Origin of the sequence: Pseudomonas sp. 13159349, assembly GCF_013305685.1 — a bacterium.
Classification (GTDB): domain Bacteria; phylum Pseudomonadota; class Gammaproteobacteria; order Pseudomonadales; family Pseudomonadaceae; genus Aquipseudomonas; species Aquipseudomonas asiatica.
This window is the reverse complement of sequence record NZ_CP045553.1, coordinates 3,377,398-3,400,679: the sequence shown is the minus strand read 5'-3', so window position 1 is coordinate 3,400,679 and position 23,282 is coordinate 3,377,398. Positions and strand designations below refer to the sequence as shown.

Sequence of the window (23,282 nt, the reverse complement as noted above, 5' to 3'; positions counted from 1 at the left end):
TGAGCGGACAGCTCTATTTGCCTGATCAGGAGATTGTTGCATGACCAAGATGTCCCGGCTTGCCCTGGCTGTTGCCAGCACCCTGCTTGCCACCGGCGCCCACGCTGCGGCAAAGGGAGAGGTGCTGGTGCTGTTGTCCAGCGAGCACCAGTTGCCCCTGCAGGACGGCAAGCGCTACGCCACCGGCTACTACCTGAACGAATTCGGCGTGCCTGCCGACCAGTTACTCAAGGCTGGCTACAAGCTGGTGCTGGTTACCCCCAAGGGTAATGCCCCGAGTGTCGACCAGCGTTCGATCGACCCGAGCTACTTTGCCGGCGATGCGGTGGAGATGCGCCGGATCGAGAAGGTCGTGCAAGGCTTGCCGGGCATTGACGATACCCTGTCGGTGAAAGAAGTACTGGCAGGTGACCTGGGCCGCTATGCCGGGCTGTTCATCCCCGGCGGCCATGCGCCGTTGATCGACCTGGCCAACAACCCGGACGTGGGCGCCTTGCTGCGGCATTTCCATCAAGCCGGCAAGCCTACAGCCGCGATCTGCCACGGCCCCATCGCCTTGCTCTCGGCCCAGCAGGACCCGGCCAGCTACCAGTCGGCGCTGGCGCGTGGTGAAAAGCCGGCAGCCATCGACTGGTTGTACAAGGGTTACAAGATGACCATTTTCTCCGACCCGGAGGAGCAGGTATTCGAAGGTTCGCTCAAGGACCAGCGGCTGCTGTTCTACCCGGCCAACGCCATGGCAATGGCAGGGGGCGACATGGGCTACGCCAAGGCCTGGCAACCCAATGTGGTGGTGGACCGCGAACTCATCACCGGGCAGAACCCGTTCTCGGACAAGGCGCTGGCCAAGGTATTGCTGGAAAAGCTGGCTCAGCAGGCAAAGGCCTCTGGCCAGGGCATCTAGACTTACACGTGGCCTGCAAAAGCAGAGGGGGCGCCTTGATGGCGCCCCCTCTGCTTTGCTGCTTAGGCTTCAGCGTCCCAAGGACGATCGCCTTTTTCATCCTTGACGCGGGTCGGCAGGCCCATGACGTCCAGTGCCTTGAGGAACGGCTCGGCTGGCAGCTCCTCGACGTTGACCATGCGCTTGGCATCCCACTCGCCACGGGCGACCAGCAGGGCGGCAGCCACTGGCGGTACACCGGCGGTGTAGGAAATACCCTGGCTGTCGGTCTCGGCGTAGGCTTCTTCGTGGTCGGCCACGTTGTAGATGAACACTTCGCGCGGCTGGCCATCCTTGGTGCCCTTGACCAGGTCACCGATGCAGGTCTTGCCGGTGTAGCCCGGGGCCAGAGAGGCTGGGTCCGGCAGCACGGCCTTGACCACTTTCAGCGGTACCACTTCCAGGCCTTCGGCGGTTTTCACCGGTTGCTCGGAGAGCAGGCCCAGGTTCTTCAGCACGGTGAACACGTTGATGTAGTGCTCGCCGAAGCTCATCCAGAAACGCACGTTCGGCACGTTGAGGTTCTTCGAAATCGAGTGAACCTCATCGTGGCCGGTCAGGTACAGGTTCTGCGAACCCACCACCGGCAGGTCGTCGGTACGCTTGACCTCGAACATGGTGTTGCTGGTCCACTGGCTGTTCTGCCAGCTCCACACTTGCCCGGTGAATTCACGGAAGTTGATTTCCGGGTCGAAGTTGGTGGCGAAGTACTTGCCATGCGAACCGGCATTGACGTCGAGGATGTCGATCGAGTCAATGCTGTCGAAATACTGTTGCTGCGCCAGCTTGGCGTAGCTGTTCACCACACCCGGGTCGAAACCGACGCCGAGAATGGCGGTAATGTTCTTTGCCTGGCACTCTTCGAGGTGTTTCCACTCGTAGTTGCCGTACCACGGCGGGGTCTCGCAGATCTTGCCCGGCTCTTCGTGGATGGCGGTGTCCAGGTAGGCGACACCGGTATCGATGCAGGCACGCAGCACCGACATGTTGAGGAAGGCGGAACCAACGTTGATCACGATCTGCGATTCGGTCTCGCGGATCAGCGCCTTGGTAGCCTCGACATCGAGGGCATTGAGCGAGAAGGCCTGGATGTCGGCGGGTACCTTGAGGCTACCCTTGGCCTTGACGCTGTCGATGATGGCCTGGCATTTGGAGATGTTCCGTGACGCGATAGCGATACGACCCAGTTCGTCGTTATGCTGCGCGCACTTGTGGGCCACCACCTTGGCGACACCTCCTGCACCAATGATAAGAACGTTCTTCTTCAATTTATCCCTTGCTCCTTACTGAAAGCCGGTCTTACGACAGGCTGGAAACGTAGTCTTCGAAACCGAACTCGCGCACCACTTCGACGCTGCCGTCGAGTTGCTTGACCACGATGGATGGCATTTTCAGACCGTTGAACCAGTTTTTCTTGACCATGGTGTAACCCGCCGCGTCGACGAACGACAGGCGATCACCGATGGCCAGCGGACGATCGAATTGGTATTCGCCGAAGATGTCACCGGCCAGGCACGACTTGCCGCAGACCATGTAGGTGTGCGCGCCGTCGTTGGGGGCCATCTTGGCGTTGAGGCGGTAGATCAGCAGGTCGAGCATGTGCGCTTCGATCGAGCTGTCGACTACGGCCAGGTGCTTGCCGTTGTACAGGGTGTCGAGCACGGTCACTTCCAGCGAGGCGCTGTTGGTGATGGCCGCTTCGCCCGGCTCCAGGTACACCTGCACGCCGTACTTTTCCGAGAAGGCTTTCAGGCGCGCGCAGAAGGCGTCCAGCGCGTAGTCTTCACCGGTGAAATGGATGCCGCCACCGAGGCTGACCCACTCGACCTTGTGCAGCAGGTGGCCGAAGCGCTCTTCGATGTGCGTGAGCATCTTGTCGAACAGGCCGAAGTCGCCGTTCTCGCAGTTGTTGTGGAACATGAAGCCGGAAATCTGCTCGATCACCTGTTCGACCTTGGCCGGGTCCCATTCGCCCAGGCGGCTGAACGGGCGGGCAGGGTCTGCCAGCAGGTAGTCGGAGCTGCTGACCTGCGGGTTGACGCGCAGGCCACGGACCTTGCCTTCGGACTGTTCGGCGAAGCGCTGTAGCTGGCCGATCGAGTTGAAGATGATCTTGTCGCAGTTCTCGAGCATTTCCTCGACCTCGTCGTCGGCCCAGGCCACGCTGTAGGCGTGGGTTTCGCCGGCGAACTTCTGGCGGCCGAGCTTGAGCTCGTACAGCGACGAAGAGGTGGTGCCGTCCATGTACTGTTGCATCAGGTCGAAGACTGACCAGGTGGCAAAGCACTTGAGGGCGAGCAGTGCCTTGGCGCCGGAGTGTTCGCGCACGTAGGCGATCTTCTCCATGTTGCCCAGCAGCTTGGTTTTATCGATGAGGTAGTACGGCGTCTTGATCATTTAAAGGCCCCCGGCCAGGCCGGCCAAAAAAAGGACACGCATTGTGCCTTCACTTGCCGCAGACCGAAAGGGTGGGTTACGCATTTCGTCGTGGTTGACGCTGTTGCGAGAGGATTTTTCCGGTTGCGGCGGGCTCAGTAGAACAGCGGCATGTGACTATCGTAATCAGCAACCGGGTGCCGCAAGGAGAATCCGATGAGTGTTGTATTGGATGGCACCGGCTCCGCCGGTGTTCGCGGGTGAACCCGCTCCCACAGGTTTAGCGCGAGGCTCAGAAAATGCGCGGTTCCTGTGGGAGCGGGCAAGCCCGCGAAGAGGCCGGTACAGGCAACCTCAATCAACCTGCTGCAACCATGCCTGGATCTGCTCCAGCGTGGCGGTAGCCCCGCCACAAACCACCACCAGCACATTCTGGTACTGCGCCAGGGCGCCCGGTGCATAGGCCAACGCCAAAGCCGCCCCACATGCAGGCTCCACCAGCACGCGATGGTCCAGCAGGAACCGCTCGCACGCCTCCAGCGCAGCGCGGTCAGTGACCAGGTGGCTGTGCACCGGATGCTGCTGCACGCACACCAGCGCCTGGTCAGCCACACGCTTGGCCCCCAGCGAGGTCGCCACCGAGGCAATATGTTCCAGCTCCACCGAATGCCCCGCCTGCATGGCCGCATGCAGCGATGCCGCGCCCTCGGTTTCCACCGCCAGCACCGGCACATCGCCCCAGCCGTTACGCTGTAGCCCCTCGACCACACCACTGAGCAAACCACCACCGCCTACCGACAACACCACGGCATCCGGTTTCACGCCGGCCTCGGCGACTTCATCCACCAGGCTGGCATGCCCGGCCCACAGCAGCGGGTCGTCGAATGGGTGGATGAAGGCGTCATCCGGGCCGACCAAGGTCTGCGCCAGGGCGTTGGCCTCTTGCCAGGAGCTGCCATGCACCACCACCTTGGCGCCCTCCAGGCGCAGCAGGTCTTTGGCCCGCTCGGTGGTGGTCTCGGGCACTACCACGGTCACCGGCACGCCCAGCTTGCGCCCGGCATAGGCCACTGCCAGGCCCGCGTTGCCGCCCGAGGAAGACACGAAGTGCCGCGCGCCACGGGCATGGTGCACCTCGCAGGCGTGGCCCACGCCGCGCAGCTTGAACGAGCCGCAGGGCTGCAGGGCATCGAGCTTGAGCCAGACGTTGCTTTCCGCGGCCAGCGACAGCGGGCGGGATTCGATCAGGGGGGTATGGATATGCAAGGTCATTGGCTGGCTCCGCGCAGTTGCTCGAGATAGTTGTAAACGGTGTAGCGGGTCACACCCAGGGCGCTGGCGGCCTTTTCCACGCCGCCCTTGACGATGAACAGGCCACGCTCCTGCATCACGCGCACGGCCTCGACCTTGGCCTGCTTGTTCATCCGCCCTTGGCCGCTGCGCTGCAGGGATGCCTGGATTATCTCGCTCATCAGCAGTTCCATGTCGGCGGGTTCACTGACGGCAGGTGCGGCCCCCAGCGGCTGGAACTGCTGAAGAAAGTTCATGGCGGCGTCCAGGCCGGTGACGTCGGTGTTGACGCAAAGGCTGGCGAAGGGGTGGCCGCTGCTGTCACGGAAGATGGCCGTGGCGCTGCGCAGTGTGCGGCCCTTCAGCGTGGTGGGGTAGTCGGGCAGCACCACCGGCTCGCAGCCGTGCTGATCGGCCGAGGCCTGCATCAGCGCCTTGAAACCCTGGTCCTGTTCCGGGGCGGCGAGGATTGGGCTACCGACGCTGCGCCCGGAAAGATGGCCGTTGACGATCGCCACCACGGAGTGTTCCGGGTGGTCGAGGTCGTGCAGGAGGATTTCCATGTTGCGCGCGGCAACGCTGCCCAGGGCCTGGATGGCGGCCTTGAGGACGGTGAGGGTGAGCTGGCGTTCTTCGCTTGGGGTGATAGGCATGGCAGATCGCAAAATCAACGTTTTGTGTATTTTTACACATAAAGTTGAATTTTGCGATCTGTTGTGGACTGCACAGCCCTGTAGGAGCGGCCTTGTGTCGCGATAGGGCTGCGAAGCAGCCCCAGGTTTTCAGCGTACATGCACAGATTGTTGGGGCTGCTTCGCAGCCCTATCGCGACACAAGGCCGCTCCTACAGGAATTGCGCACGGATCGAGGTAGATAGGCGGCGATGCAGCCCCAGTACTCAGCCCAGGGGCGGGGTACGCGGCGGGATCATTCGACGCGACCCGGTCGCCTCGAAGGCTGCACCAAAGCTGAGCAGCGCATTGTCGCTGTAAGCCCGGCCAGCAAAGGTCAGCCCCACCGGCATGCCGATATCGGCCATCACGCCCATTGGCACGGTCACGGTAGGCACGCCCAGGTGACGGATTGCCAGGTTGCCGTTGGCCACCCAGATACCGTTGCTCCAGGCGATGTCCGCCGACGCCGGGTTGACGTCGGCATCCGCCGGGCCCACGTCGGCCACGGTGGGGAACAGCACCGCGTCCAGGCCCAGGTTGTCCATCCAGTCTTCCAGGTCGATCTTGCGGGTCTGCTCCAGGCCGCGCAGGCCGTCGGGCAGGGTCTCGATCTGGTCCCAGGTCTTCAGGCCACGCTTGGCCATGTTGACGTACTCGTCCATGCCAGCGGCCAGGTCGTCCTCACGGTTGGGCAGGGTGCCCGGGTCGTGGGGGAAGATCTGCGGCCCGTCGACATCGGCCAGGCGGTTGAGCCTGGGGTCATCGTTGGCGCGCAGGAAGTCGTCGAAGGCCCAGCCCGACAGCTCCCACAGCTCGTCATGCAGGAATTCCTTGCTAACGATGCCGCGGTTGTACACAGTCGGTGCCCCCGGGCGGTCGCCTTCGCAGTTGGACACCAGCGGGAAGTCCACTTCCAGTACTTCGGCACCAGCCGCCTCCAGTGCCTGGCGGGCCTGCTGCCACAGGTCGATCACCGTGGCGCGGGTGTGGATGCGCTGGCCAGTCGGGCCGCCGATGCCTGGCTTCTCGGAAGTACCGGCTTCGGCATCGGCATTGATGTACATGCGTGGCACGCCAAAGCGCTTGCCCTTGAGCGCGCTGGCATCCACGGCCAGGTCCAGATACGAAGCCGGGCGCACCGTAGAAGCGGCCGGGATTGGCACCCAGGGTTGCAGGCGCCACAGGTCGCCGCGCTTGTCAGCGTCGTCGGCTACGACTACGTCGAGGATTTCCAGCAGGTCGGCCATGGTACGGGCATAGGGAACCACCACGTCCATGGTCGGTGTGAGCGGCCAGTTGCCACGCACCGAAATCACCCCACGCGACGGGGTATAGGCGCACAGGCCATTGTTGGATGCCGGGCCACGGCCGCTGGACCAGGTTTCTTCGGCCAGGCCGAAGGCACTGAAACTGGCGGCAGTGGCGGTGCCGGCACCGTTGGACGAGCCCGAGGCGAACGGTGCGGTCAGGTAGTTGGCGTTGTACGGGCTTTCGGCGCGGCCATACACGCCGCGCTGCATGCCGCCGTTGGCCATGGGCGGCATGTTGGTCTTGCCCAGGCACACGGCGCCGGCGGCGCGCAGGCGTTCGATGGTGAAGGCGTCGCGCTGGGCCACCAGATCCTTGAAGGCAGGGCTGCCGGAGGCAGCGGTCAGGCCTTTGACCAGGTAGCTGTCCTTGGCGGTGTAGGGGATGCCGTCCAGCGGACTCAGGACCTGGCCTTTGGCGCGACGGGCGTCGGAGGCTGCGGCCTCATTCAGCGCCTCGGGGTTGCGTACCACAACGGCGTTCAGGGCGGTGGCGGTGTCGGCGCCATCGTAGGCGTCGATGCGCGCCAGGTAGGCCTGGACCAGCTCGACCGCCGTCGTGCGGCCCGACTCGAGCGCATCGCGCAGCTCGGCAATGGAAACCTCGGTTACCTCGATCATGCGTTCACCAAAAAAATGTGCAGGTGGGGGCTAATGCGAGGAGTGTACAAGAAGGGCTTGGCGGGCGCAGGTTTGCGCGGGGGCAAACGGTTTTTTGCAGGCGAGCATTGTCGGGTCTTCCCGAGTCGTCCCACCACCCCTTCGAGTATCATCATGCAGGCGGCTTCAGCCGCAAAAAGGCCCTTGCAGGCCACCGATCAATGCGGCCCGCGCGGAATGGTCTTCAGCAAGTCTTCCGGGCTGATGTGCCCAACCACCTGGGCCACCGCGCTGCCCGGGGTCGGCAGGTCGATGATGTGGCTTTTCATCTTGCCGATCACGTGCATTTCGCACGGCTTGCAGTCGAACTTCAGGGTCAGCACTTCATCACCCTGGATCAGCTGCATCGGCGCCACCTTGGTGCGCACGCCGGTCACGCCCTTGGCCTGCTTGGGGCACAGGTTGAAGGAGAAGCGCAGGCAGTGCTTGGTAATCATCACCGGAACTTCGCCGTGCTCTTCATGGGCCTCGTAGGCTGCGTCGATCAGCTGCACGCCGTGGCGGTGGTAGAAGTCGCGGGCCTTCTGGTTGTACACGTTGGCCAGGAACGACAGGTGCGACTCTGGGTAAACCGGCGGTGGCGTGGTCTCGGCCTTGCGCCCGCCACGCGGGTGCGCCTGCACCCGTGCTGCAGTCAGCGCCTCGATGGCTTCGCGGCGCAGGGCCTTGAGCTGCGAGTTGGGGATGAAGTAAGCCTGCGGGGCGTCCAGCTCGATGCTGTCGGCGTGGTACATGGTGGTGCCCAGCTGGCCGAGCAGGTCGTGCAGCTGGTCCAGCGCCTGCTGCGGCTTGTTGGCCGGGCCGAACGGGCCTTCCAGTGCCACTTGCGTGCTCACGCCTTCCTCGCTGGTGACTGTCAACACCAGGCGTTGCTCGCGCAGTACCGCGTGCCATTGCACGCCGACGCGGCGCTCGGCCGAGGTGCGTTGCAGGGCCTGCTGCCAGTTGTGGTCGAGGTTGCGCGACAGCGGGTGGTTGGGCCGCAGCTTGTGCAGGCCTTCAGGCATTTCGTTGGGCTCGACGCGGTAGCGGTAGCGCTTCTCGCCGTCTTCCTCGAATTCGCCACGCGGTTCGGCGATGTTGGCACGGAAGCCCACCACCTCACGCTTCACCAGCACATTGAGGCCGTCACCGTTGGTCAGCGGCACCTCGGTGACCACCTGCATGTCACGCTTGCCGACCTTTTCCACCACGCCCACCGGCAGGCCGGTGAAGGTTGGCGAGTCGAAGGCGCCGATGTCGACCTTGCGGTCGGTGACGAAGTAGTCGGTGCTGCCGCGGTGGAAGGTCTTGTCCGGGTCGGGCACGAAGAAGTGCTGGGTGCGGCCGCTGGAGGCACGGGCCAGCTCAGGGCGGCCTTCGAGGATGGCGTCGAGTTCCTTGCGGTAGTGGGCGGTGATGTTCTTCACATAGGCCACGTCCTTGTAGCGGCCTTCGATCTTGAACGAGCGCACGCCGGCGTCGACCAGGTCAGCCAGGTTGGCGGTCTGGTTGTTGTCCTTCATCGACAGCAGGTGCTTCTCGAACGCGACCACGCGGCCCTGGTCATCCTTCAGGGTGTAGGGCAGGCGGCAGGCTTGCGAGCAGTCGCCGCGGTTGGCGCTGCGGCCGGTCTGCGCATGGGAGATGTTGCACTGGCCGGAGAAGGCCACGCACAGCGCACCGTGGATGAAGAATTCGATGGCGGCGTCGGTTTCGGCGGCGATGGCGCGGATCTGCTGCAGGTTCAGCTCACGCGCCAGCACCAGCTGGGAGAAGCCGGCCTGGTCGAGGAACCTGGCCCGTTCCAGGGTGCGGATGTCGGTCTGGGTGCTGGCGTGCAGCTCGATCGGCGGGATGTCCAGCTCCATCACCCCGAGGTCCTGCACGATCAGTGCGTCGACACCAGCGTCGTACAGCTGGTGGATCAGCTTGCGCGCGGGCTCCAGCTCGTTGTCGTGGAGGATGGTGTTGATGGTGGTGAACACGCGTGCATGGTAGCGATGGGCGAACTCGACCAGTTCGGCGATATCGCTGACTTCGTTGCAGGCGTTATGGCGCGCGCCGAAGCTAGGGCCACCGATGTAGATGGCGTCTGCGCCGTGCAGGATCGCTTCGCGGGCGATGGCCACGTCACGGGCAGGGCTGAGCAGTTCCAGGTGATTCTTTGGAAGGGACATGTCGTTATAGGTTCGGGCTGTCACGGTTTAGGCGGGCATTGTAGCGGCGAAACGGGCTGGCGGCATCATCGGGGTGCTTGTAGGAGCGGCCTTGTGTCGCGAAGGGCCGCAACGCGGCCCCGGCAATATATGCTGCGGAGCTGAGAATCTGGGGGTGCTTTGCACCCCATCGCGACACAAGGCCGCTCCTACAAGGATCGTGCCTCAGGCAAAAGTCAGCGCTTGGCAGCCATTGCGGTCACTTCCACGCGCATGCCTTCGAACGCCAGTGCAGCCACGCCCACGGCGGCGCGTACCGGCCAGGGCTTGCTGAAGAAGCGCTGGTACACCTCGTTGAATGCCGCGCGGTCGGCCATGTCGGTGAGGTAGATGGTCAGGTGCAGCACGCGGTCCATGCCGCTGCCGGCCTTCTCCAGCGCCACCTTCAGTGCCTGCAGGGTGCACTCGCTCTGCTCGACGATGCCGCCGAGCTCCAGGCTGCCATCAGCGTGGGTCGGGATCTGCGTGGTGACCAGCACGCCGTTGTATTCGGCAACGTCGGAAGAAATCGACTCGGCGTCCGGGTCCGGGGTGTAGATGATGTCTGCTTGTGCCATGGTGTGTTTTGCCTTGCTACGGAAGGAAAGCGGCAAGCCTACGCGAGCGCGCCGGCCCGGTCGAGGGCGCCCCGGTGTTTGAAATGCGTGGCGTTCGCCGTCAGAATCGCGGCCGATTGCAAAGCAGGGGTTTACGTTGAACGAACAGACATTGTCCAGGCGCCTGGAGCGCGTGGCTGCACAAGTACCGCAAGGCGCGCGCCTGGCCGACATCGGCTCGGACCATGGTTACCTGCCGGTGGCCCTGATGCTGCGCGGCATACTGGACGCGGCGGTAGCGGGCGAGGTGGCGCAGACGCCGTTCGCCTCGGCCCAGCGCAACGTGCGCAGGAACGGCCTGGAAGGGCGGGTCTGCGTGCGCCTGGCCGATGGCCTGGCAGCGGTCGAGCCGGAAGATCGCATCTCGGTGATCAGCATCTGCGGCATGGGTGGCGACACCATGTGCGAGATCCTCGAGGCCGGCAAGCAGCGCCTGGGTGGCGTCACGCGCCTGGTGCTGCAGCCCAATGGCGCCGAGCGCGAACTGCGCCAGTGGCTGATGGGCAATGGTTACCGGATCGTCAGCGAAGAACTGCTGCGGGAGAACCGCTTCGACTACGAGATCATCGTCGCCGAGCCAGGCGGGGCGGCGTACACCGCTGAACAGCTGTACTTCGGCCCGGTGCTGGTGCAGGAGAAAAGCGAGGCGTTTCTGGTCAAGTGGCGGCGCATGCTGCGGCAGAAGCAGCAGACCCTGGCAAACTTCGAGCGGGCCCGCGGTGCGGTGCCTCAGGCGAAAATCGACGACTTCAGGCAACAGGTCGGCTGGATCACCGAGGTGCTGGCCTGACTCACTGCTGCGAGCAGTTGCCCATTTCCCGGTAGTCGATTTCGCGCTTCTGGCCCTGGTGGTCTACATACACCATGTGCGCGGTACCAACCTGGCAGTCGGCGGCGTTGCTGGGCGGGGTGATGGAGATGACCTTGGCCACGTCCAGCGGCATGCCGTATTCGTAATTGCTGCTGCTGACCGGCTGGTTGCTGCCGGTGTCGGCAAGGGCACCGAACGAGGCGAGGGCAGCGGTAACGGCAAGGACAGCGATCGAACGTTTCATGGCAGGCTCCTTTTTTCAATGTATGACTAATGATCCATTCATTGGCCATCCACAATAAATGGGCTAACCCGTGATAGATTCCTGCCTGTAACGCAAGAATAAGACCGAACAAGGAGCACCTTCATGGACATGCTGCATGCCATGCGTACCTTCGCCCGTGTGGTGGAATGCGGCAGCTTCGCTGCGGCCGCCAATGCCCTGGATATTTCCGCGGCGCAGGTTTCGCGTATCGTTGCCGAGCTGGAAAACCAGCTGCAGACCCGCCTGCTGCACCGCACCACGCGGCGTTTGCGCATGAGCGAGGCGGGCGAGCGGTTTCTCGAGCGCGCGCGGCAGATCATGTTGCTGACCGAAGAGGCGGTGGGTGAAGCCCGTGGCGCGCACCTCACGCCCCGCGGCCGCCTGCGCTTGCACTGCCCGCACGGGATGGGCCTGTTGCTGATGCCGCTGGTGGCCGGCTACAACGCATTGTGCCCGGAGGTGGTGATCGAACTGACCCTGTCCCAGCGCAACCCCGACCCGCTGGCCGAAGGGCATGACGTGGTGATTACCGTGGACGGTGCGTTGCCGGATTCGCAGCTGATCGCTGTGCCGCTGGGCAACATTTTCAGCATCCCCTGCGCGGCGCCGAGCTACCTGTTGGCCCACGGCGTGCCAGAGCGCCCGGAAGACCTGCACCAGCACCGTTGCCTGCGCATGGCTTATCCGATGTACGAAGGTGACTGGGTGTTCCCGCAAGGGGTGGACCAGTGCGTGATCGCGCCGAACGACAGTTTTTCCACCAACGTCGCCGACGCCATGCTGGTGGCCAGCGAGCTGGGCATGGGCATTGGCCTGCTGCCGTTCTACACCGCCAGCCAGGCGATCGAGCAGGGGCGGTTGTGCCGCTTGCTGGCGCCGTATCGCCTGCGCGAGAGCGCGCTTTATGCGATTTACCCGTCACGGCATTACCTGGATGCCAAGGTGCGCACCTGGATCGACTACCTCAAGGAGCAGTTGCCGGCACTGTTCGAGGGGCATGCCAGGGTGGTGGATGATTCGCGGTATTGGCGATAGCCGAGTGCGGGGCGGTTAACGCTGGCCCTTGTAGGAGCGGCCTTGTGTCGCGATAGGGCCGCAAAGCGGCCCCAGGATGTCAGCTTCGATGCACAAATTGCTGGGGCCGCCATGCGGCCCTATCGCGACACAAGGCCGCTCCTACAGGGATCGCGCAAGGTTTTAAAGCGGGTAGTGCTTCAACTCCCGCGCAATCAGCATCCGCTGGATCTCGCTAGACCCTTCATAGATCTGCGTGATCCGCGCATCGCGGTAGTAGCGCTCGACCGGGTAATCCTCCAGGTAGCCATACCCGCCATGCACCTGGATCGCCATCGAACACACCCGCTCGGCCATCTCCGAGGCGAACAGCTTGGCCTGCGAAGCTTCCGACAGGCACGGCTTGCCGGCGCTGCGCAGGCGCGCGGCATGCAGGATCAGCAAGCGCGCGGCATTCACCTGCACCTGCATGTCGGCCAGCAGGTTGGCGATGCTCTGGTGTTCGTTGATCGGCTTGCCGAACTGCACCCGATCACGCGAGTAGGCCAACGCCGCCTCGAATGCGGCGCGGGCAATGCCCAGTGCCTGGGCAGCAATGCCGATACGGCCACCCTCGAGGTTGGACAGGGCGATGGCCAGGCCCTTGCCACGCTCACCGAGGATGTTGGCGGCAGGGATGCGGCAGTTGTCGAAGGTGACCGCGCAGGTGTCGGAAGCGCGGATGCCCATCTTGTGCTCGCTGCGATCGACCTTGAAGCCCGGGTTGTCGGTGGGCACCAGGAACGCCGACAGGCCCTTTTTGCCCAGCTCCGGGTCGGTCACCGCGAAGACGATGGCCAGGCCGGCGCGGCGAGCGTTGCTGACGAACTGCTTGGCACCGTTGATCACCCACTGGCCATCCACCAGTTCGGCGCGGGTGCGCAGGTTGTGCGCCTCGGAACCGGCCTGTGGCTCGGTCAGACAGAAGCAGCCGATCACCTCGCCGGTGGCCAGGCGTGGCAGCCACTGCTGTTGCTGTTCGGCCGTGCCATAGGCCAGCAGCGGGCCGCAGCCCACCGAGTTGTGGATGCTCATCATCGCTCCGGTGGCGCCGCAGCCGGCGGCGATCTCTTCCACCGCCAGGGCATAGGCGACATAGTCGGTGTAGCTGCCGCCGAAGTCTTCCGGCACCACCATGCCCAGCAGGCCCAGTTCGCCCATCTTGCGTACCACGCCATCGTCGATCCAGCCGGCCTTTTCCCAGGCCTGGGCATGCGGGGCGATCTCGCCACGGGCAAAGTCCCGGGCCATGTCGCGGATCATGATCTGTTCTTCGCTCAGTTCCAGGTCTTGCATCTGTGTACTCCCGGGCTCACAGGCCTTCGAAGAATTGGTCGACCCGCTGGCGGTGCAGTGCGGCCAGGGTCGGAGGGTTCCAGCGTGGCTGCTTGTCCTTGTCGATGATCAGCGCGCGCACGCCTTCGATGATGTCGCCGTGCTGGAACCACTGGCGGTCCAGGTGCAGCTCCATGGCAAAGCAGTCGTCAAGGCTCAGGTGGCGACCCCGGCGCAGCATCTCCAGAGTAACCGCCATGGCCAGCGGCGAGCGGCTTTCCAGCTGGTCGGCGGTGGCTACCGCCCAGGCGTGGCTGTCGCCAATGCTCACGGCACGCAGTTGCTCGACCATGGCAGGCACGTCGGGCAGGGCGAAGAAGTGGTCGATGACCGGGCGCAGTTTTTCCAGCGGCGCATCGTCGAGCACCTGGGTGCCGAGCTTGGCCAGCAGGTTCTGCAGGTCCTTGAGTGGCTGGTCGCCGAAGTGCAGCTGGTCCAGGCCCTGGTCGAGGGCTGCCAGCTGGTCGCTGGCCAGGTACCAATCGGCCAGGCCGCAGTACAGTGCATCGGCGGCCTGGATCTGGCTGCCGCTGACGCCCAGGTAGATGCCCAGTTCACCGGGGAGGCGCGACAGGAAGTAGCTGCCACCCACATCCGGGAAGTAGCCGATTGCCACTTCGGGCATGCCCAGGCGGCTGCGTTCGGTGACCACGCGCAGGTCGCAGCCCTGGGCCAGGCCCATGCCGCCACCGAGGGTGAAGCCGTCCATCAGCACCAGCACCGGCTTGCGGTAGCGGTGGATGGCCAGGTCGAGGGCGTATTCCTCGACGAAGAAGGTTTCATGCAGCGTTTCGCCGGCCTTGAAACTGTCGTGCAGCGAGCGGATATCGCCACCGGCGCAGAACCCTTTCGGGCCTTCGCCACGCAGTACCACGGCGTGCACGTGCGGGTCTTCGGCCCACTGGTCGAGGTGCTGGCGCAGGCTGCGGACCATGTCCAGGGTCAGGGCATTGAGGCCGGCGGGGCGGTTCAGGGTCAGATGGCCGATCTGGTTGCGGACCTCGGCCAGCACATGGTCGGTTGCCGAGGTATGAGCGTGCGCAGTCATTGCGTTCTCCCTGCTTTGTTATTGATTTTCCAAGTGAAGTCTGGAGTTCGCTGGAGGATCGCAGGATCCTGTCATGCGAATTTGCCTTGCACAATCGACAAATCTGCAGGGGGATTCTGCATTTTTGTCTTGTGTGGCGATAACGCCACTCTAGCAAGGTTTCAGGTTGGCCGGGCTGGCCCTATCGCCGGCAAGCCAGCTCCCACAGGTACCGCACAACTTTCAAGGCCTGCGCTGTACCTGTGGGAGCTGGCTTGCCGGCGATAGGGCCATGAGCGACAGCGCATATGCTAAATCGTTACCCTGACCGTAACGATCAGTGCCTGAGCTTGATTGATGCGCAACCACCCCAGCCCTAAGGTGACCCCCACGACAGCGAACCCGTGGAGTCACCATGACAACAACCAAGAATCCACCGCCGCAATGGTCGCGGCGGCGCGCCGAAAAGCAGCGCCGCCTTGACCGGGTCCGCCACCTCGCCGACGGCGTGGTGCTGCCCACCGAGCGTATCGTCGAAGCCCTGGAACTGCTGCTGGCCCCCGGCGACCGGGTAGTGCTCGAAGGCAACAACCAGAAGCAGGCCGACTTCCTTTCCCGCGCGCTGGCCAAGGTCGACCCTGGCCGCCTGCACGACCTGCACATGATCATGCCCAGCGTCAGCCGGGCCGAGCACCTGGACCTGTTCGAGCGTGGCATCGCCCGCAAGCTCGACTTCTCGTTCGCCGGCCCGCAGAGCCTGCGCATTGGCCAACTGCTGGAAGACGGCCTGCTCGAAGTCGGTGCCATCCACACCTATATCGAGCTGTACTCGCGGCTGCTGGTCGACCTGATCCCCAACGTCACCCTGGTGGCTGGCTTCATGGCCGATCGCGACGGCAACCTGTTCACCGGCCCCAGCACCGAAGACACCCCGGCCTTGGTGGAGCCGGCTGCGTTCAGCGACGGCATCGTCATTGCCCAGGTCAACCAGCTGGTGGACCGCGTGGATGACCTGCCACGGGTCGATATCCCGGCATCCTGGGTCGATTTCGTGGTGGTTGCCGACCAGCCTTTCTATATAGAGCCGCTGTTCACCCGCGACCCGCGCCATATCAAGCCGGTGCATGTGCTGATGGCGATGATGGCCATTCGCGGCATCTACGAAAAGCACCAGGTGCAGTCGCTGAACCATGGCATTGGCTTCAACACCGCCGCCATCGAGCTGATCCTGCCCACCTATGGCGAATCCCTGGGCCTGAAGGGCAAGATCTGCCGCAACTGGACACTCAACCCGCACCCGACACTGATCCCGGCCATCGAGACCGGCTGGGTGGAAAGCGTGCACTGCTTCGGCACCGAGCTGGGCATGGAGGACTACATCGCCCAGCGCCCGGACGTATTCTTCACCGGTCGTGATGGTTCGCTGCGTTCCAACCGCATGATGTGCCAGCTGGCCGGGCAGTACGCCGTCGACCTGTTCATTGGCGCCACCCTGCAGGTGGATGGCGATGGCCATTCCTCGACCGTGACCCGCGGCCGCCTGGCCGGCTTCGGCGGTGCCCCGAACATGGGCCACGACCCCCGTGGCCGGCGCCATGCGACCCCGGCCTGGCTCGACATGACCGTGCCGGAAACAATGCTCGAACGCGGTCGCAAGCTGGTGGTGCAGATGGTCGAGACCTACCAGGAAGGCGGCAAGCCCACCTTCGTGGAAACCCTCGATGCCGTGGAAGTGGCCAGGAAAGCCGGCATGCCGCTGGCGCCGGTGATGATCTACGGCGACGACGTTACCCACCTGCTGACCGAGGAGGGCATTGCCTACATGTACAAGGCCCGCAGCCTGGAAGAGCGCCAGCAGATGATCGCCGCCGTGGCCGGGGTTACCGCCATCGGCCTGCGGCACGACCCCAAGGACACTCAGCGCCTGCGCCAGCAAGGCCTGGTCGCCTTGCCCGAAGACCTCGGCATCCGCCGCACCGACGCCAGCCGCGAACTGCTGGCCGCGCGCAGCATCGCCGACCTGGTCGAATGGTCCGGCGGCCTCTACAACCCGCCTGCACGGTTCAGGAGCTGGTGATGAAAGCACTCGACTTGCAACCGCGTGGGATTCTTCGCGAGCACAGGAATAGTGATCCATTTGAAGATTGCGCGGTCCCTGTGGGAGCGGGCGTGCCCGCGAAGAGGCCAGCACAGGCAACCGAATTACCCCTGGCCGACCACCTGGCCGACCTGGCCGTGGAAGCCCTGATCGACGAAGCCGACCTGTCCCCCAAACCCGGCCTGGTCGACCGCCGTGGCAATGGCGCCCACCACGACATGACCCTGGCCCTGATGCATGCCTCGGCCCTGGCCCTGTGGCCTTGCTTGCGCAACATGGCCGAAGCCGCCCAGGCCATCGGCACCCTCGGCCAGCCCCTGCGCGCCACCTTGGGCCAGCTCGGCCGCGAAGGCGAGGCGGCGATGCTGGCCGCGACCGGTGGGGTCAACACCCACCGCGGCGCAATCTGGGCCCTCGGCCTGCTGGTAGCATCCAAGGCCCTCGACACCCAGGCCGATACCAACACCCTGGCTGCCCGTGCCGGGCGCATCGCACTGTTCGACGACCCCGCCATGACCACCCAGGACAGCCATGGCCTGCAGGTACGCCGCCGCTATGGCACTGGCGGCGCCCGCGAACAGGCGCAACAAGGCTTCCCGGCGGTTATCGGTCACGGCCTGCCACAGCTGCAGCGCAGCCGCGCCGCAGGTGCCAGCGAGCCCCACGCCCGGCTCGACGCGCTGCTGGCGATCATGGCCGTGCTCAACGATACCTGCGTGCTCTGGCGCAGCGGCCCGACCGGGCTGGCTGCCGTCCAGCACGGCGCCCGTACCGTGCTGAGCGAAGGCGGCAGCGCCACGCTGGCCGGGCGGCGGCAGCTGCGCCGGCTGGACCAGCACCTGCTTCAGCTGAATGCCTCACCGGGCGGCGCCGCCGATCTGCTGGCCGCCTGCCTGTTCCTCGACAAAGCCGGGAGCCTGTGACATGGAAACCCTGACCTTTCAATTCCCCGCCGCCGCCCCTGGGCGTGGCCGCACGCTGGTGGGCTGCGTCAGCTCCGGCGACCTTGAAGTGCTGATCGAGCCCGGCACCGCCGGCAGCCTGCAAATCAAGGTGGTGACTTCGGTCAACGGCAGCGCTGCCCGCTGGGCGCAGCTGTTCCAGCGCCTGTTCGAAGGCCGCACCTGGCCGGCCGTCAACATCGACATCCATGATTTTGGTGCCACCCCAGGCGTGGTGCGCTTGCGCCTGGAGCAAGGCTTCGAGGAGATCGCCCATGACTGATATCGCACGCCTGCTGCACAGCCGCAGCTTTGTCGAACTGGGTGCCCGCCAGCGCGCCCGCGCCGTGCTCGACCCGGGCAGCTTCCGTGAGCTGCTGGGCCCGTTCGACCGGTTGATGTCACCGTGGCTGCCGCGCCAGGGCATCGTGCCGCAGGCCGATGATGGCGTGGTCATCGCCAAGGGCCTGCTGAACGGGCGAAACGCTGTGGTCGCTGCCATCGAAGGCAGTTTCCAGGGCGGCAGCATGGGCGAGGTGGGTGGTGCCAAGATCGCCGGTGCGCTGGAGCTGGCCATCGAAGACAACCGCAACGGCATCCCCACCTGCGCCGTGCTGCTGCTGGAAACCGGCGGAGTACGCCTGCAGGAAGCCAACTTGGGTCTGGCGGCGATTGCCGAAATACAGGCGGCGATTGTCGAGCTGTGCGCCTGGCAGCCGGTGGTCGGCCTGGTCGCAGGTTCGGTCGGCTGTTTCGGCGGCATGTCCATCGCCGCCGGCCTGTGCAGCCACTTGCTGGTCACCCGCGAAGCCCGCGTGGGCCTCAACGGCCCGCAGGTAATCGAGCAGGAAGCGGGCATCGGTGAATACGATGCCAAGGACCGTCCCTTCATCTGGAGCTTGACCGGCGGCGAGCAGCGCCACGCCAGCGGCCTGGTCGATGCCTGTGTGGCCGATGACATCGAGACTTTGCGCGAACGCTTGCTGCAATTGCTCGACGAGCCTTCAAGGGATCGCGCCGGTCAACACGCCTGGTTCCTCGAACGCCTGGCCCGGCTGGGCGATGACTGCACGCAACTGGATGCCGCTGCCGTGCGTGACCTGTACCAAGGAGAAGCCAAATGAACCGTGCCTTGAACTGGCTGCCGGGCCTCGCCGGCGGGCAAGCCGTGCCCGGCTACCCCGCGTCGTTGCGGGTAATCGATGGCGAACTGGACAACCGCCTGGCGCGTTTCATCGCCGTGGTGCCGGACGCCGACAACCCGTTCCCCCGGGCGCGCTCTGGCGAAGTCGGCCTGCTGGAAGGCTGGGGGCTGGCCAAGGCCGTGAGCGAAGCGGTCGAGGCTGACCGCCATGGCCAGAAGCGCGCCATCGTCGCGGTGATCGACGTGCCCAGCCAGGCCTATGGCCGCCGTGAGGAGGCGTTGGGTATTCACCAGGCTTTGGCCGCTGCGGTACAGGCCTATGCCCAGGCGCGGCTGGCCGGGCACCCGGTGATCGGCCTGCTGGTCGGCAAGGCCATGTCTGGTGCCTTCCTGGCCCACGGTTACCAGGCCCAGCGCCTGATAGCCCTGGACGATGCCGGGGTCATGGTGCACGCCATGGGCAAGGCGGCGGCGGCGCGCATCACCCTGCGCAGCGTCGAGCAACTGGAAGCCCTGGCCGCCGAGGTGCCGCCGATGGCCTATGACCTGGCCAGCTACGCCTCGCTGGGCCTGCTGTGGCGCCGCCTGACGGTGGGCAGCGCCGAGACTCCGAGCAGTGCCGACATCGCCCAGGTACGTGCCTGCCTGGCAGATGCAGTGCGCGACATCGGCAGCTCGAGCGACCTGTCGTCGCGGCTGGGGGGCGAAAACCGCAGCGCCTCGCGCCAGGTGCGCGAACATCTGCGCCGCCAGTGGCAGGGCGCTTGAGATGAACGCGCCAAGGCCGCACGACCTGCTCTGGGGCATGCCCGTATCGTGCCTGCCTGCTGATGCGCCGCGGTGGGCGCAGGATGTGCTGCTGAGCGGCCAGCCGGTGGTGGTGCGCCGTGCCACTTGTGCGGACGGCTGGGTGGCGGTGGGGCTGCGTGGCCAGGGCAGGGCGCAGCGGTCGGGTGTACTGATGCGGCTGGCCGATATCCAGTGTCAGCAAGGCCCCGAAGCGCTGCGCTGGCAAGCTGAAAGCCCTTGGCCTGCATTGCAGGCCCTGGCCTCGGTCGCCCCGGTACTGGATGCCAGCGGCCTGGCCTGGGGGCCGACAGGTGGGGTGGGGTACCAGATCGCGACCGGTATGGAGGTGGTACACGCCGACAGCGACCTGGACTTGCTGCTGCGTACGCCACAACCGCTGGGCAGGGCGCAGGCGCGTGAGCTGCTGGATATCCTCGATTGCGCGCCTTGTCGTATCGACCTGCAGCTGGAAACCCCGGCGGGTGCTGTCGCTCTGCGTGAGTGGGCCGGCTTCGCCCGCCGCGTGCTGCTCAAGTCGGCCCATGGCCCACGCCTGGTCAGCGACTCATGGGCAGCGATGGAGCGTGCAGCATGAGCAGCCTGTTCGCCTTCCCCGGCCAGGGCGCCCAGCAGGTGGGCATGCTGCAGCGCCTGCCTGAGGGTGCCGGGCAATTGCTGGAAGAGGCCAGTGACACCCTCGGCGAGCAGGCCCTGGCGCTGGACAGCCAGCAGGCCCTGCAGACGACCCGTGCCGTGCAGCTGTGCCTGCTGCTGGCTGGCGTGGCCTGGGCGCGCTGGCTGATGCAGCGCAGCCCCGCGCCGGATTACGTGGCGGGCTTGTCGATTGGCGCCTACCCGGCGGCGGTCACGGCGGGCGCCCTGGGCTTTGCCGATGCCGTGCGCCTGGTTGCCCTGCGTGGCGAACTGATGCAGCGCGCCTATCCGCAAGGCTACGGCATGACCGCACTCAGCGGCCTGGACCTGGCCTGTGTCGAACGCTTGCTGAGCGATGCGGGCGGCGAGGTGTATGTCGCCAACCTCAACAGCGACAACCAGATCGTCATCGCCGGTAGCGATGGCGCGATGGCTGCGGTTGCCGCCAAGGCACGCCGGCTGGGCCAGGGCGTGGCCCGGCGCCTGGCGGTCAGCGTGCCGTCGCATTGCCCGTTGCTGGATGGCCCGGCGGCCGAACTGGCCAGTGCCTTCGCCACGGTCGAGCTGCAGCGACCGCGTATCACCTACCTCAGCGGCAGCAGCGCTCGGCCGATATTCGACCCACAGCGTCTGCGCGACGACCTGGCCGGCAACATGGCGCGGGTGATCGACTGGCGTGCTACGTTGCGCAACGCCTATGAGCGTGGTGTGCGCCTGCACCTGGAATCGCCGCCCGGCAACGTGCTCGGCGGGCTGGCCCGGCCGGTGTTCGAACAGGGCAGGGTGGTTGCTGTTGAAGGCACCCGCTGGGACACCCTGGATGCGCTACTGCGCCAGGAGGTGGCCGACGAACGATGATGGCAACACCGCGGAGGATGGTGATCCCAGTGGGAGCGGGCGTGCCCGCGAAGCAGGCACCTCGGTGAATGGCACGGGCTTTGCCCGTGTTCGCGGGCACGCCCGCTCCCACAATGACCGCGAAAGCTGCACAAAAGTGTGTTTACGAAGAACAACAACAAGCAACTTCGACACTACCTGAGGACAACAACAATGATCATCTATGGTGTGGCACTGCTGGCGGTCTGCACGCTTGCCGGCGTCATCGTCGGCGACTTCCTGGGCGTGCTGCTGGGCGTCAAATCCAATGTGGGCGGGGTCGGCATCGCCATGATCCTGCTGATCTGCGCACGCCTGTACATGCACCGCAACGGCGGCATGAGCAAGGAATGCGAGTTCGGCGTGGGCTTCTGGGGCGCCATGTATATCCCCGTGGTGGTGGCCATGGCCGCCCAGCAGAACGTGGTCACCGCCCTGCACGGCGGGCCGGTGGCGCTGCTGGCGGCAGTGGGTGCGGTACTGGTGTGCGGTGCGACCATTGCCCTGATCAGCCGCAGCCACCGCGGCGAACCCCTGCCGGCAGTGGAGGCCGGCCCCGAAAGCAATGTGCAGGCCGCCCCTGCAGGAGGGCGTTGATCATGTGGCCGATCATTGACAATGCCCTGGAACATAACGGTTTGATCACTGCCTTTGCGGTGGTGGGCGCGATCATGTGGTTGTCGGTGGTGCTGTCGAAGTACCTGACCTTCGGCCGCGTGCACGGCTCGGCCATCGCCATCGTCATCGGCCTGGTGCTGGCCTGGGTCGGCGGCACCATTACCGGTGGCCAGAAAGGCCTGGCCGACATGGCGCTGTTCTCCGGCATCGGCCTGATGGGCGGGGCCATGCTACGCGACTTCGCCATTGTCGCCACGGCCTTCGAAGTGCAGGCCACCGAGGCGCGCAGGGCCGGGATGATCGGCGCGGTGGCGCTGCTGCTCGGCACGGTGCTGCCGTTCATTGTCGGCGCTGCGGTGGCCTACGCCTTCGGTTACCGTGATGCGGTGAGCATGACCACCATCGGTGCGGGTGCGGTGACCTATATCGTCGGGCCGGTGACCGGGGCGGCGCTGGGGGCCAGCTCGGACGTGATGGCGCTGTCGATTGCTACCGGGCTGATCAAGGCGATCCTGGTGATGGTGTTTACCCCGGTATCAGCGCGCCTGCTGGCGCTGGACAACCCACGTTCGGCGATGGTGTTCGGCGGGTTGGCGGGGACGGTGTCGGGGGTGACGGCCGGGCTGGCGGCGACCGACCGGCGCCTGGTGCCGTACGGGGCACTGACAGCCACCTTCCATACCGGGTTGGGCTGCCTGATGGGCCCGTCGATCCTGTACTTCTGCGTACGCGCCCTGGTTGGGTGACATCAATCCCCTGGACTGCGCAGACCCCTTGTAGGAGCGGCCTTGTGTCGCGATCGGGCCGCAACGCGGCCCCAGCGATATCCGCATCGCAGCCAAGATCCTGGGGCCGCTGCGCGCCCCATCGCGACACAAGGCCGCTCCTACACCGACCGCATCGGTTTCAAGCCATGCGCAGTACTTGGGAGCAACTGTCTTGCTCAAATTCCAAAAGGTGGCGCGATCTGTGTGGGAGCGGCCTTGTGTCGCGAAAGGGCTGCAAAGCAGCCCCAGCAATTTTAACTGTTGCGCATCAACCCTGGGGCCGCGTTGCGGCCCTTTCGCGACACAAGGCCGCTCCCACAGGTACAGCGATAACCTCGAAAGCAATGCTGTACCTGTGGGAGCTGGCTTGCCGGCGATGAGGCCAGCACAGGCAGAACCCTGAGCTTTAGCGCAAGGTATTCTTGGTCAGCTCAACTTCGTTCATCTCACGGATTGAAGGTGGCAGCCATACGTGGGGTGAGAAACCGAGGAGAATTGGTAAAGACTCGGCCAGGCAAAAGCCTGCCCACGTACGGCCACCATGACGGTGTTACCAAATCTACCCGTCGGGTTCTCACACCCGGTCGCCGGAGCGACCCGAAAACGTTATCCGTGAGGTGTTTCCCCGACAACAGCGATAGTTCGGCAGCGCGCGTAGGATAATTCCCAAGCGGGTCGTTTCTGGAGTATTTGGTTTCATGTTCAGAAATGTCTTACAGCCGCTAAAAACCTCGTGATGAACACCCGCAACCCACCCCCCGTTTCGGGGAAAGCCGCTGGGGAATCCTCCCCAATCTGTTTCGTTTGCCGCTGCAACCAACTGAAAATTAAAGCAATCCGCTCCTGGCATACACCTTGCT

General features: G+C 64.9%; 22 protein-coding genes. 12 read left to right on the top strand and 10 right to left on the bottom strand.

The genetic code is table 11. The features are described from left to right. Window positions 1-40: 40 nt before the first annotated feature. On the top strand, window positions 41-904 hold the full coding sequence (locus tag GEV38_RS15815) for a type 1 glutamine amidotransferase domain-containing protein (protein WP_015270618.1): 864 nt from the start codon (window positions 41-43) through the stop codon (window positions 902-904). Window positions 905-966: 62 nt separating this feature from the next. On the opposite strand, the gene GEV38_RS15810 is transcribed toward GEV38_RS15815, so the two are convergent. From GEV38_RS15810 to GEV38_RS15780, 7 genes are all read right to left on the bottom strand, one after another. Further along, window positions 967-2,211 carry a saccharopine dehydrogenase family protein gene (locus GEV38_RS15810; RefSeq protein WP_003248123.1) on the bottom strand — a complete coding sequence of 415 codons (1,245 nt, stop codon included), beginning with the start codon at window positions 2,209-2,211 and terminating at the stop codon, window positions 967-969. A 31-nt stretch (window positions 2,212-2,242) separates the two neighbouring features. Beyond that, window positions 2,243-3,340, bottom strand: a complete 1,098-nt coding sequence (nspC, locus tag GEV38_RS15805; RefSeq protein ID WP_013972889.1) for a carboxynorspermidine decarboxylase — start codon at window positions 3,338-3,340, stop codon at window positions 2,243-2,245. A 333-nt stretch (window positions 3,341-3,673) separates the two neighbouring features. After that, on the bottom strand, window positions 3,674-4,591 hold the full coding sequence (locus GEV38_RS15800) for a pyridoxal-phosphate dependent enzyme (RefSeq protein ID WP_054573522.1): 918 nt from the start codon (window positions 4,589-4,591) through the stop codon (window positions 3,674-3,676). After that, window positions 4,588-5,262, bottom strand: coding sequence for a transcriptional regulator (locus GEV38_RS15795; RefSeq protein WP_054573521.1), 675 nt, complete (start codon window positions 5,260-5,262; stop codon window positions 4,588-4,590). The genes GEV38_RS15800 and GEV38_RS15795 overlap by 4 nt, the downstream gene beginning before the upstream one ends. A gap of 245 nt (window positions 5,263-5,507) precedes the next feature. Next, window positions 5,508-7,211, bottom strand: a complete 1,704-nt coding sequence (locus tag GEV38_RS15790; protein WP_015270615.1) for an amidase — start codon at window positions 7,209-7,211, stop codon at window positions 5,508-5,510. 197 nt (window positions 7,212-7,408) lie between these two features. Continuing rightward, complete coding sequence (locus GEV38_RS15785) at window positions 7,409-9,409, bottom strand: U32 family peptidase (protein WP_015270614.1); 2,001 nt, start codon at window positions 9,407-9,409, stop codon at window positions 7,409-7,411. A gap of 215 nt (window positions 9,410-9,624) precedes the next feature. Continuing rightward, complete coding sequence (locus GEV38_RS15780) at window positions 9,625-10,005, bottom strand: RidA family protein (RefSeq protein WP_015270613.1); 381 nt, start codon at window positions 10,003-10,005, stop codon at window positions 9,625-9,627. Between the two features lie 136 nt (window positions 10,006-10,141). Here GEV38_RS15780 and GEV38_RS15775 point away from each other — a divergent pair, with 136 nt between their 5' ends. Continuing rightward, window positions 10,142-10,834, top strand: coding sequence for a tRNA (adenine(22)-N(1))-methyltransferase TrmK (locus tag GEV38_RS15775; protein WP_015270612.1), 693 nt, complete (start codon window positions 10,142-10,144; stop codon window positions 10,832-10,834). A gap of 1 nt (window position 10,835) precedes the next feature. Here GEV38_RS15775 and GEV38_RS15770 read toward each other — a convergent pair whose 3' ends face one another. Further along, window positions 10,836-11,099: a DUF2790 domain-containing protein gene (locus GEV38_RS15770; RefSeq protein ID WP_015270611.1), complete on the bottom strand. Its 264-nt coding sequence runs from the start codon at window positions 11,097-11,099 to the stop codon at window positions 10,836-10,838. Between the two features lie 123 nt (window positions 11,100-11,222). On the opposite strand from GEV38_RS15770, the gene GEV38_RS15765 reads away from it, so the two are divergent. Next, window positions 11,223-12,155 (top strand): LysR family transcriptional regulator, encoded by a 933-nt coding sequence (locus GEV38_RS15765; protein WP_013972881.1) that lies wholly within the window; start codon window positions 11,223-11,225, stop codon window positions 12,153-12,155. 162 nt (window positions 12,156-12,317) lie between these two features. Here GEV38_RS15765 and GEV38_RS15760 read toward each other — a convergent pair whose 3' ends face one another. Together GEV38_RS15760 and GEV38_RS15755 are read right to left on the bottom strand one after the other, a co-directional pair. Then, window positions 12,318-13,469 (bottom strand): acyl-CoA dehydrogenase family protein, encoded by a 1,152-nt coding sequence (locus tag GEV38_RS15760; protein WP_003258582.1) that lies wholly within the window; start codon window positions 13,467-13,469, stop codon window positions 12,318-12,320. A 16-nt stretch (window positions 13,470-13,485) separates the two neighbouring features. Continuing rightward, window positions 13,486-14,556: an enoyl-CoA hydratase/isomerase family protein gene (locus GEV38_RS15755; protein ID WP_015270610.1), complete on the bottom strand. Its 1,071-nt coding sequence runs from the start codon at window positions 14,554-14,556 to the stop codon at window positions 13,486-13,488. Between the two features lie 394 nt (window positions 14,557-14,950). Between GEV38_RS15755 and mdcA the strand changes: the two genes are divergently transcribed. The 9 genes from mdcA to madM all read left to right on the top strand — a co-directional run bounded on the left by mdcA (window position 14,951) and on the right by madM (window position 22,401). After that, complete coding sequence (mdcA, locus tag GEV38_RS15750) at window positions 14,951-16,612, top strand: malonate decarboxylase subunit alpha (RefSeq protein WP_054573520.1); 1,662 nt, start codon at window positions 14,951-14,953, stop codon at window positions 16,610-16,612. Then, complete coding sequence (locus tag GEV38_RS15745; RefSeq protein ID WP_043935669.1) at window positions 16,612-17,556, top strand: triphosphoribosyl-dephospho-CoA synthase; 945 nt, start codon at window positions 16,612-16,614, stop codon at window positions 17,554-17,556. The genes mdcA and GEV38_RS15745 overlap by 1 nt, the downstream gene beginning before the upstream one ends. 1 nt (window position 17,557) lies before the next feature. Further along, on the top strand, window positions 17,558-17,857 hold the full coding sequence (locus GEV38_RS15740) for a malonate decarboxylase subunit delta (RefSeq protein ID WP_015270607.1): 300 nt from the start codon (window positions 17,558-17,560) through the stop codon (window positions 17,855-17,857). Continuing rightward, complete coding sequence (locus GEV38_RS15735) at window positions 17,850-18,698, top strand: biotin-independent malonate decarboxylase subunit beta (RefSeq protein WP_054573519.1); 849 nt, start codon at window positions 17,850-17,852, stop codon at window positions 18,696-18,698. Before GEV38_RS15740 ends, GEV38_RS15735 begins: the two co-directional genes overlap by 8 nt. Continuing rightward, window positions 18,695-19,486: a biotin-independent malonate decarboxylase subunit gamma gene (mdcE, locus tag GEV38_RS15730; protein ID WP_054573518.1), complete on the top strand. Its 792-nt coding sequence runs from the start codon at window positions 18,695-18,697 to the stop codon at window positions 19,484-19,486. Before GEV38_RS15735 ends, mdcE begins: the two co-directional genes overlap by 4 nt. A 1-nt stretch (window position 19,487) precedes the next feature. Beyond that, window positions 19,488-20,102 carry a malonate decarboxylase holo-ACP synthase gene (locus tag GEV38_RS15725; RefSeq protein WP_054573517.1) on the top strand — a complete coding sequence of 205 codons (615 nt, stop codon included), beginning with the start codon at window positions 19,488-19,490 and terminating at the stop codon, window positions 20,100-20,102. After that, window positions 20,099-21,019, top strand: coding sequence for a malonate decarboxylase subunit epsilon (mdcH, locus tag GEV38_RS15720; protein ID WP_054573516.1), 921 nt, complete (start codon window positions 20,099-20,101; stop codon window positions 21,017-21,019). The genes GEV38_RS15725 and mdcH overlap by 4 nt, the downstream gene beginning before the upstream one ends. A gap of 192 nt (window positions 21,020-21,211) precedes the next feature. Next, the gene (madL, locus tag GEV38_RS15715) at window positions 21,212-21,634 is read left to right on the top strand and encodes a malonate transporter subunit MadL (protein WP_003258591.1); all 423 of its coding nucleotides are present in this window, start codon (window positions 21,212-21,214) and stop codon (window positions 21,632-21,634) included. 2 nt (window positions 21,635-21,636) lie between these two features. After that, the gene (gene madM, locus GEV38_RS15710; protein ID WP_024087229.1) at window positions 21,637-22,401 is read left to right on the top strand and encodes a malonate transporter subunit MadM; all 765 of its coding nucleotides are present in this window, start codon (window positions 21,637-21,639) and stop codon (window positions 22,399-22,401) included. Window positions 22,402-23,282: the final 881 nt, after the last annotated feature.

Excerpts from the sequence above, each read along its gene's own strand:
- GEV38_RS15815 (WP_015270618.1), top strand. The coding sequence starts at position 41 with ATGACCAAGATGTCCCGGCTTGCCCTGGCTGTTGCCAGCACCCTGCTT.
- nspC (WP_013972889.1), bottom strand. The coding sequence starts at position 3,340 with ATGATCAAGACGCCGTACTACCTCATCGATAAAACCAAGCTGCTGGGC.
- GEV38_RS15800 (WP_054573522.1), bottom strand. The coding sequence starts at position 4,591 with ATGACCTTGCATATCCATACCCCCCTGATCGAATCCCGCCCGCTGTCG.
- GEV38_RS15795 (WP_054573521.1), bottom strand. The coding sequence starts at position 5,262 with ATGCCTATCACCCCAAGCGAAGAACGCCAGCTCACCCTCACCGTCCTC.
- GEV38_RS15790 (WP_015270615.1), bottom strand. The coding sequence starts at position 7,211 with ATGATCGAGGTAACCGAGGTTTCCATTGCCGAGCTGCGCGATGCGCTC.
- GEV38_RS15785 (WP_015270614.1), bottom strand. The coding sequence starts at position 9,409 with ATGTCCCTTCCAAAGAATCACCTGGAACTGCTCAGCCCTGCCCGTGAC.
- GEV38_RS15780 (WP_015270613.1), bottom strand. The coding sequence starts at position 10,005 with ATGGCACAAGCAGACATCATCTACACCCCGGACCCGGACGCCGAGTCG.
- GEV38_RS15770 (WP_015270611.1), bottom strand. The coding sequence starts at position 11,099 with ATGAAACGTTCGATCGCTGTCCTTGCCGTTACCGCTGCCCTCGCCTCG.
- GEV38_RS15765 (WP_013972881.1), top strand. The coding sequence starts at position 11,223 with ATGGACATGCTGCATGCCATGCGTACCTTCGCCCGTGTGGTGGAATGC.
- GEV38_RS15760 (WP_003258582.1), bottom strand. The coding sequence starts at position 13,469 with ATGCAAGACCTGGAACTGAGCGAAGAACAGATCATGATCCGCGACATG.
- GEV38_RS15755 (WP_015270610.1), bottom strand. The coding sequence starts at position 14,556 with ATGACTGCGCACGCTCATACCTCGGCAACCGACCATGTGCTGGCCGAG.
- mdcA (WP_054573520.1), top strand. The coding sequence starts at position 14,951 with ATGACAACAACCAAGAATCCACCGCCGCAATGGTCGCGGCGGCGCGCC.
- GEV38_RS15745 (WP_043935669.1), top strand. The coding sequence starts at position 16,612 with ATGAAAGCACTCGACTTGCAACCGCGTGGGATTCTTCGCGAGCACAGG.
- GEV38_RS15740 (WP_015270607.1), top strand. The coding sequence starts at position 17,558 with ATGGAAACCCTGACCTTTCAATTCCCCGCCGCCGCCCCTGGGCGTGGC.
- GEV38_RS15735 (WP_054573519.1), top strand. The coding sequence starts at position 17,850 with ATGACTGATATCGCACGCCTGCTGCACAGCCGCAGCTTTGTCGAACTG.
- mdcE (WP_054573518.1), top strand. The coding sequence starts at position 18,695 with ATGAACCGTGCCTTGAACTGGCTGCCGGGCCTCGCCGGCGGGCAAGCC.
- GEV38_RS15725 (WP_054573517.1), top strand. The coding sequence starts at position 19,488 with ATGAACGCGCCAAGGCCGCACGACCTGCTCTGGGGCATGCCCGTATCG.
- mdcH (WP_054573516.1), top strand. The coding sequence starts at position 20,099 with ATGAGCAGCCTGTTCGCCTTCCCCGGCCAGGGCGCCCAGCAGGTGGGC.
- madL (WP_003258591.1), top strand. The coding sequence starts at position 21,212 with ATGATCATCTATGGTGTGGCACTGCTGGCGGTCTGCACGCTTGCCGGC.
- madM (WP_024087229.1), top strand. The coding sequence starts at position 21,637 with ATGTGGCCGATCATTGACAATGCCCTGGAACATAACGGTTTGATCACT.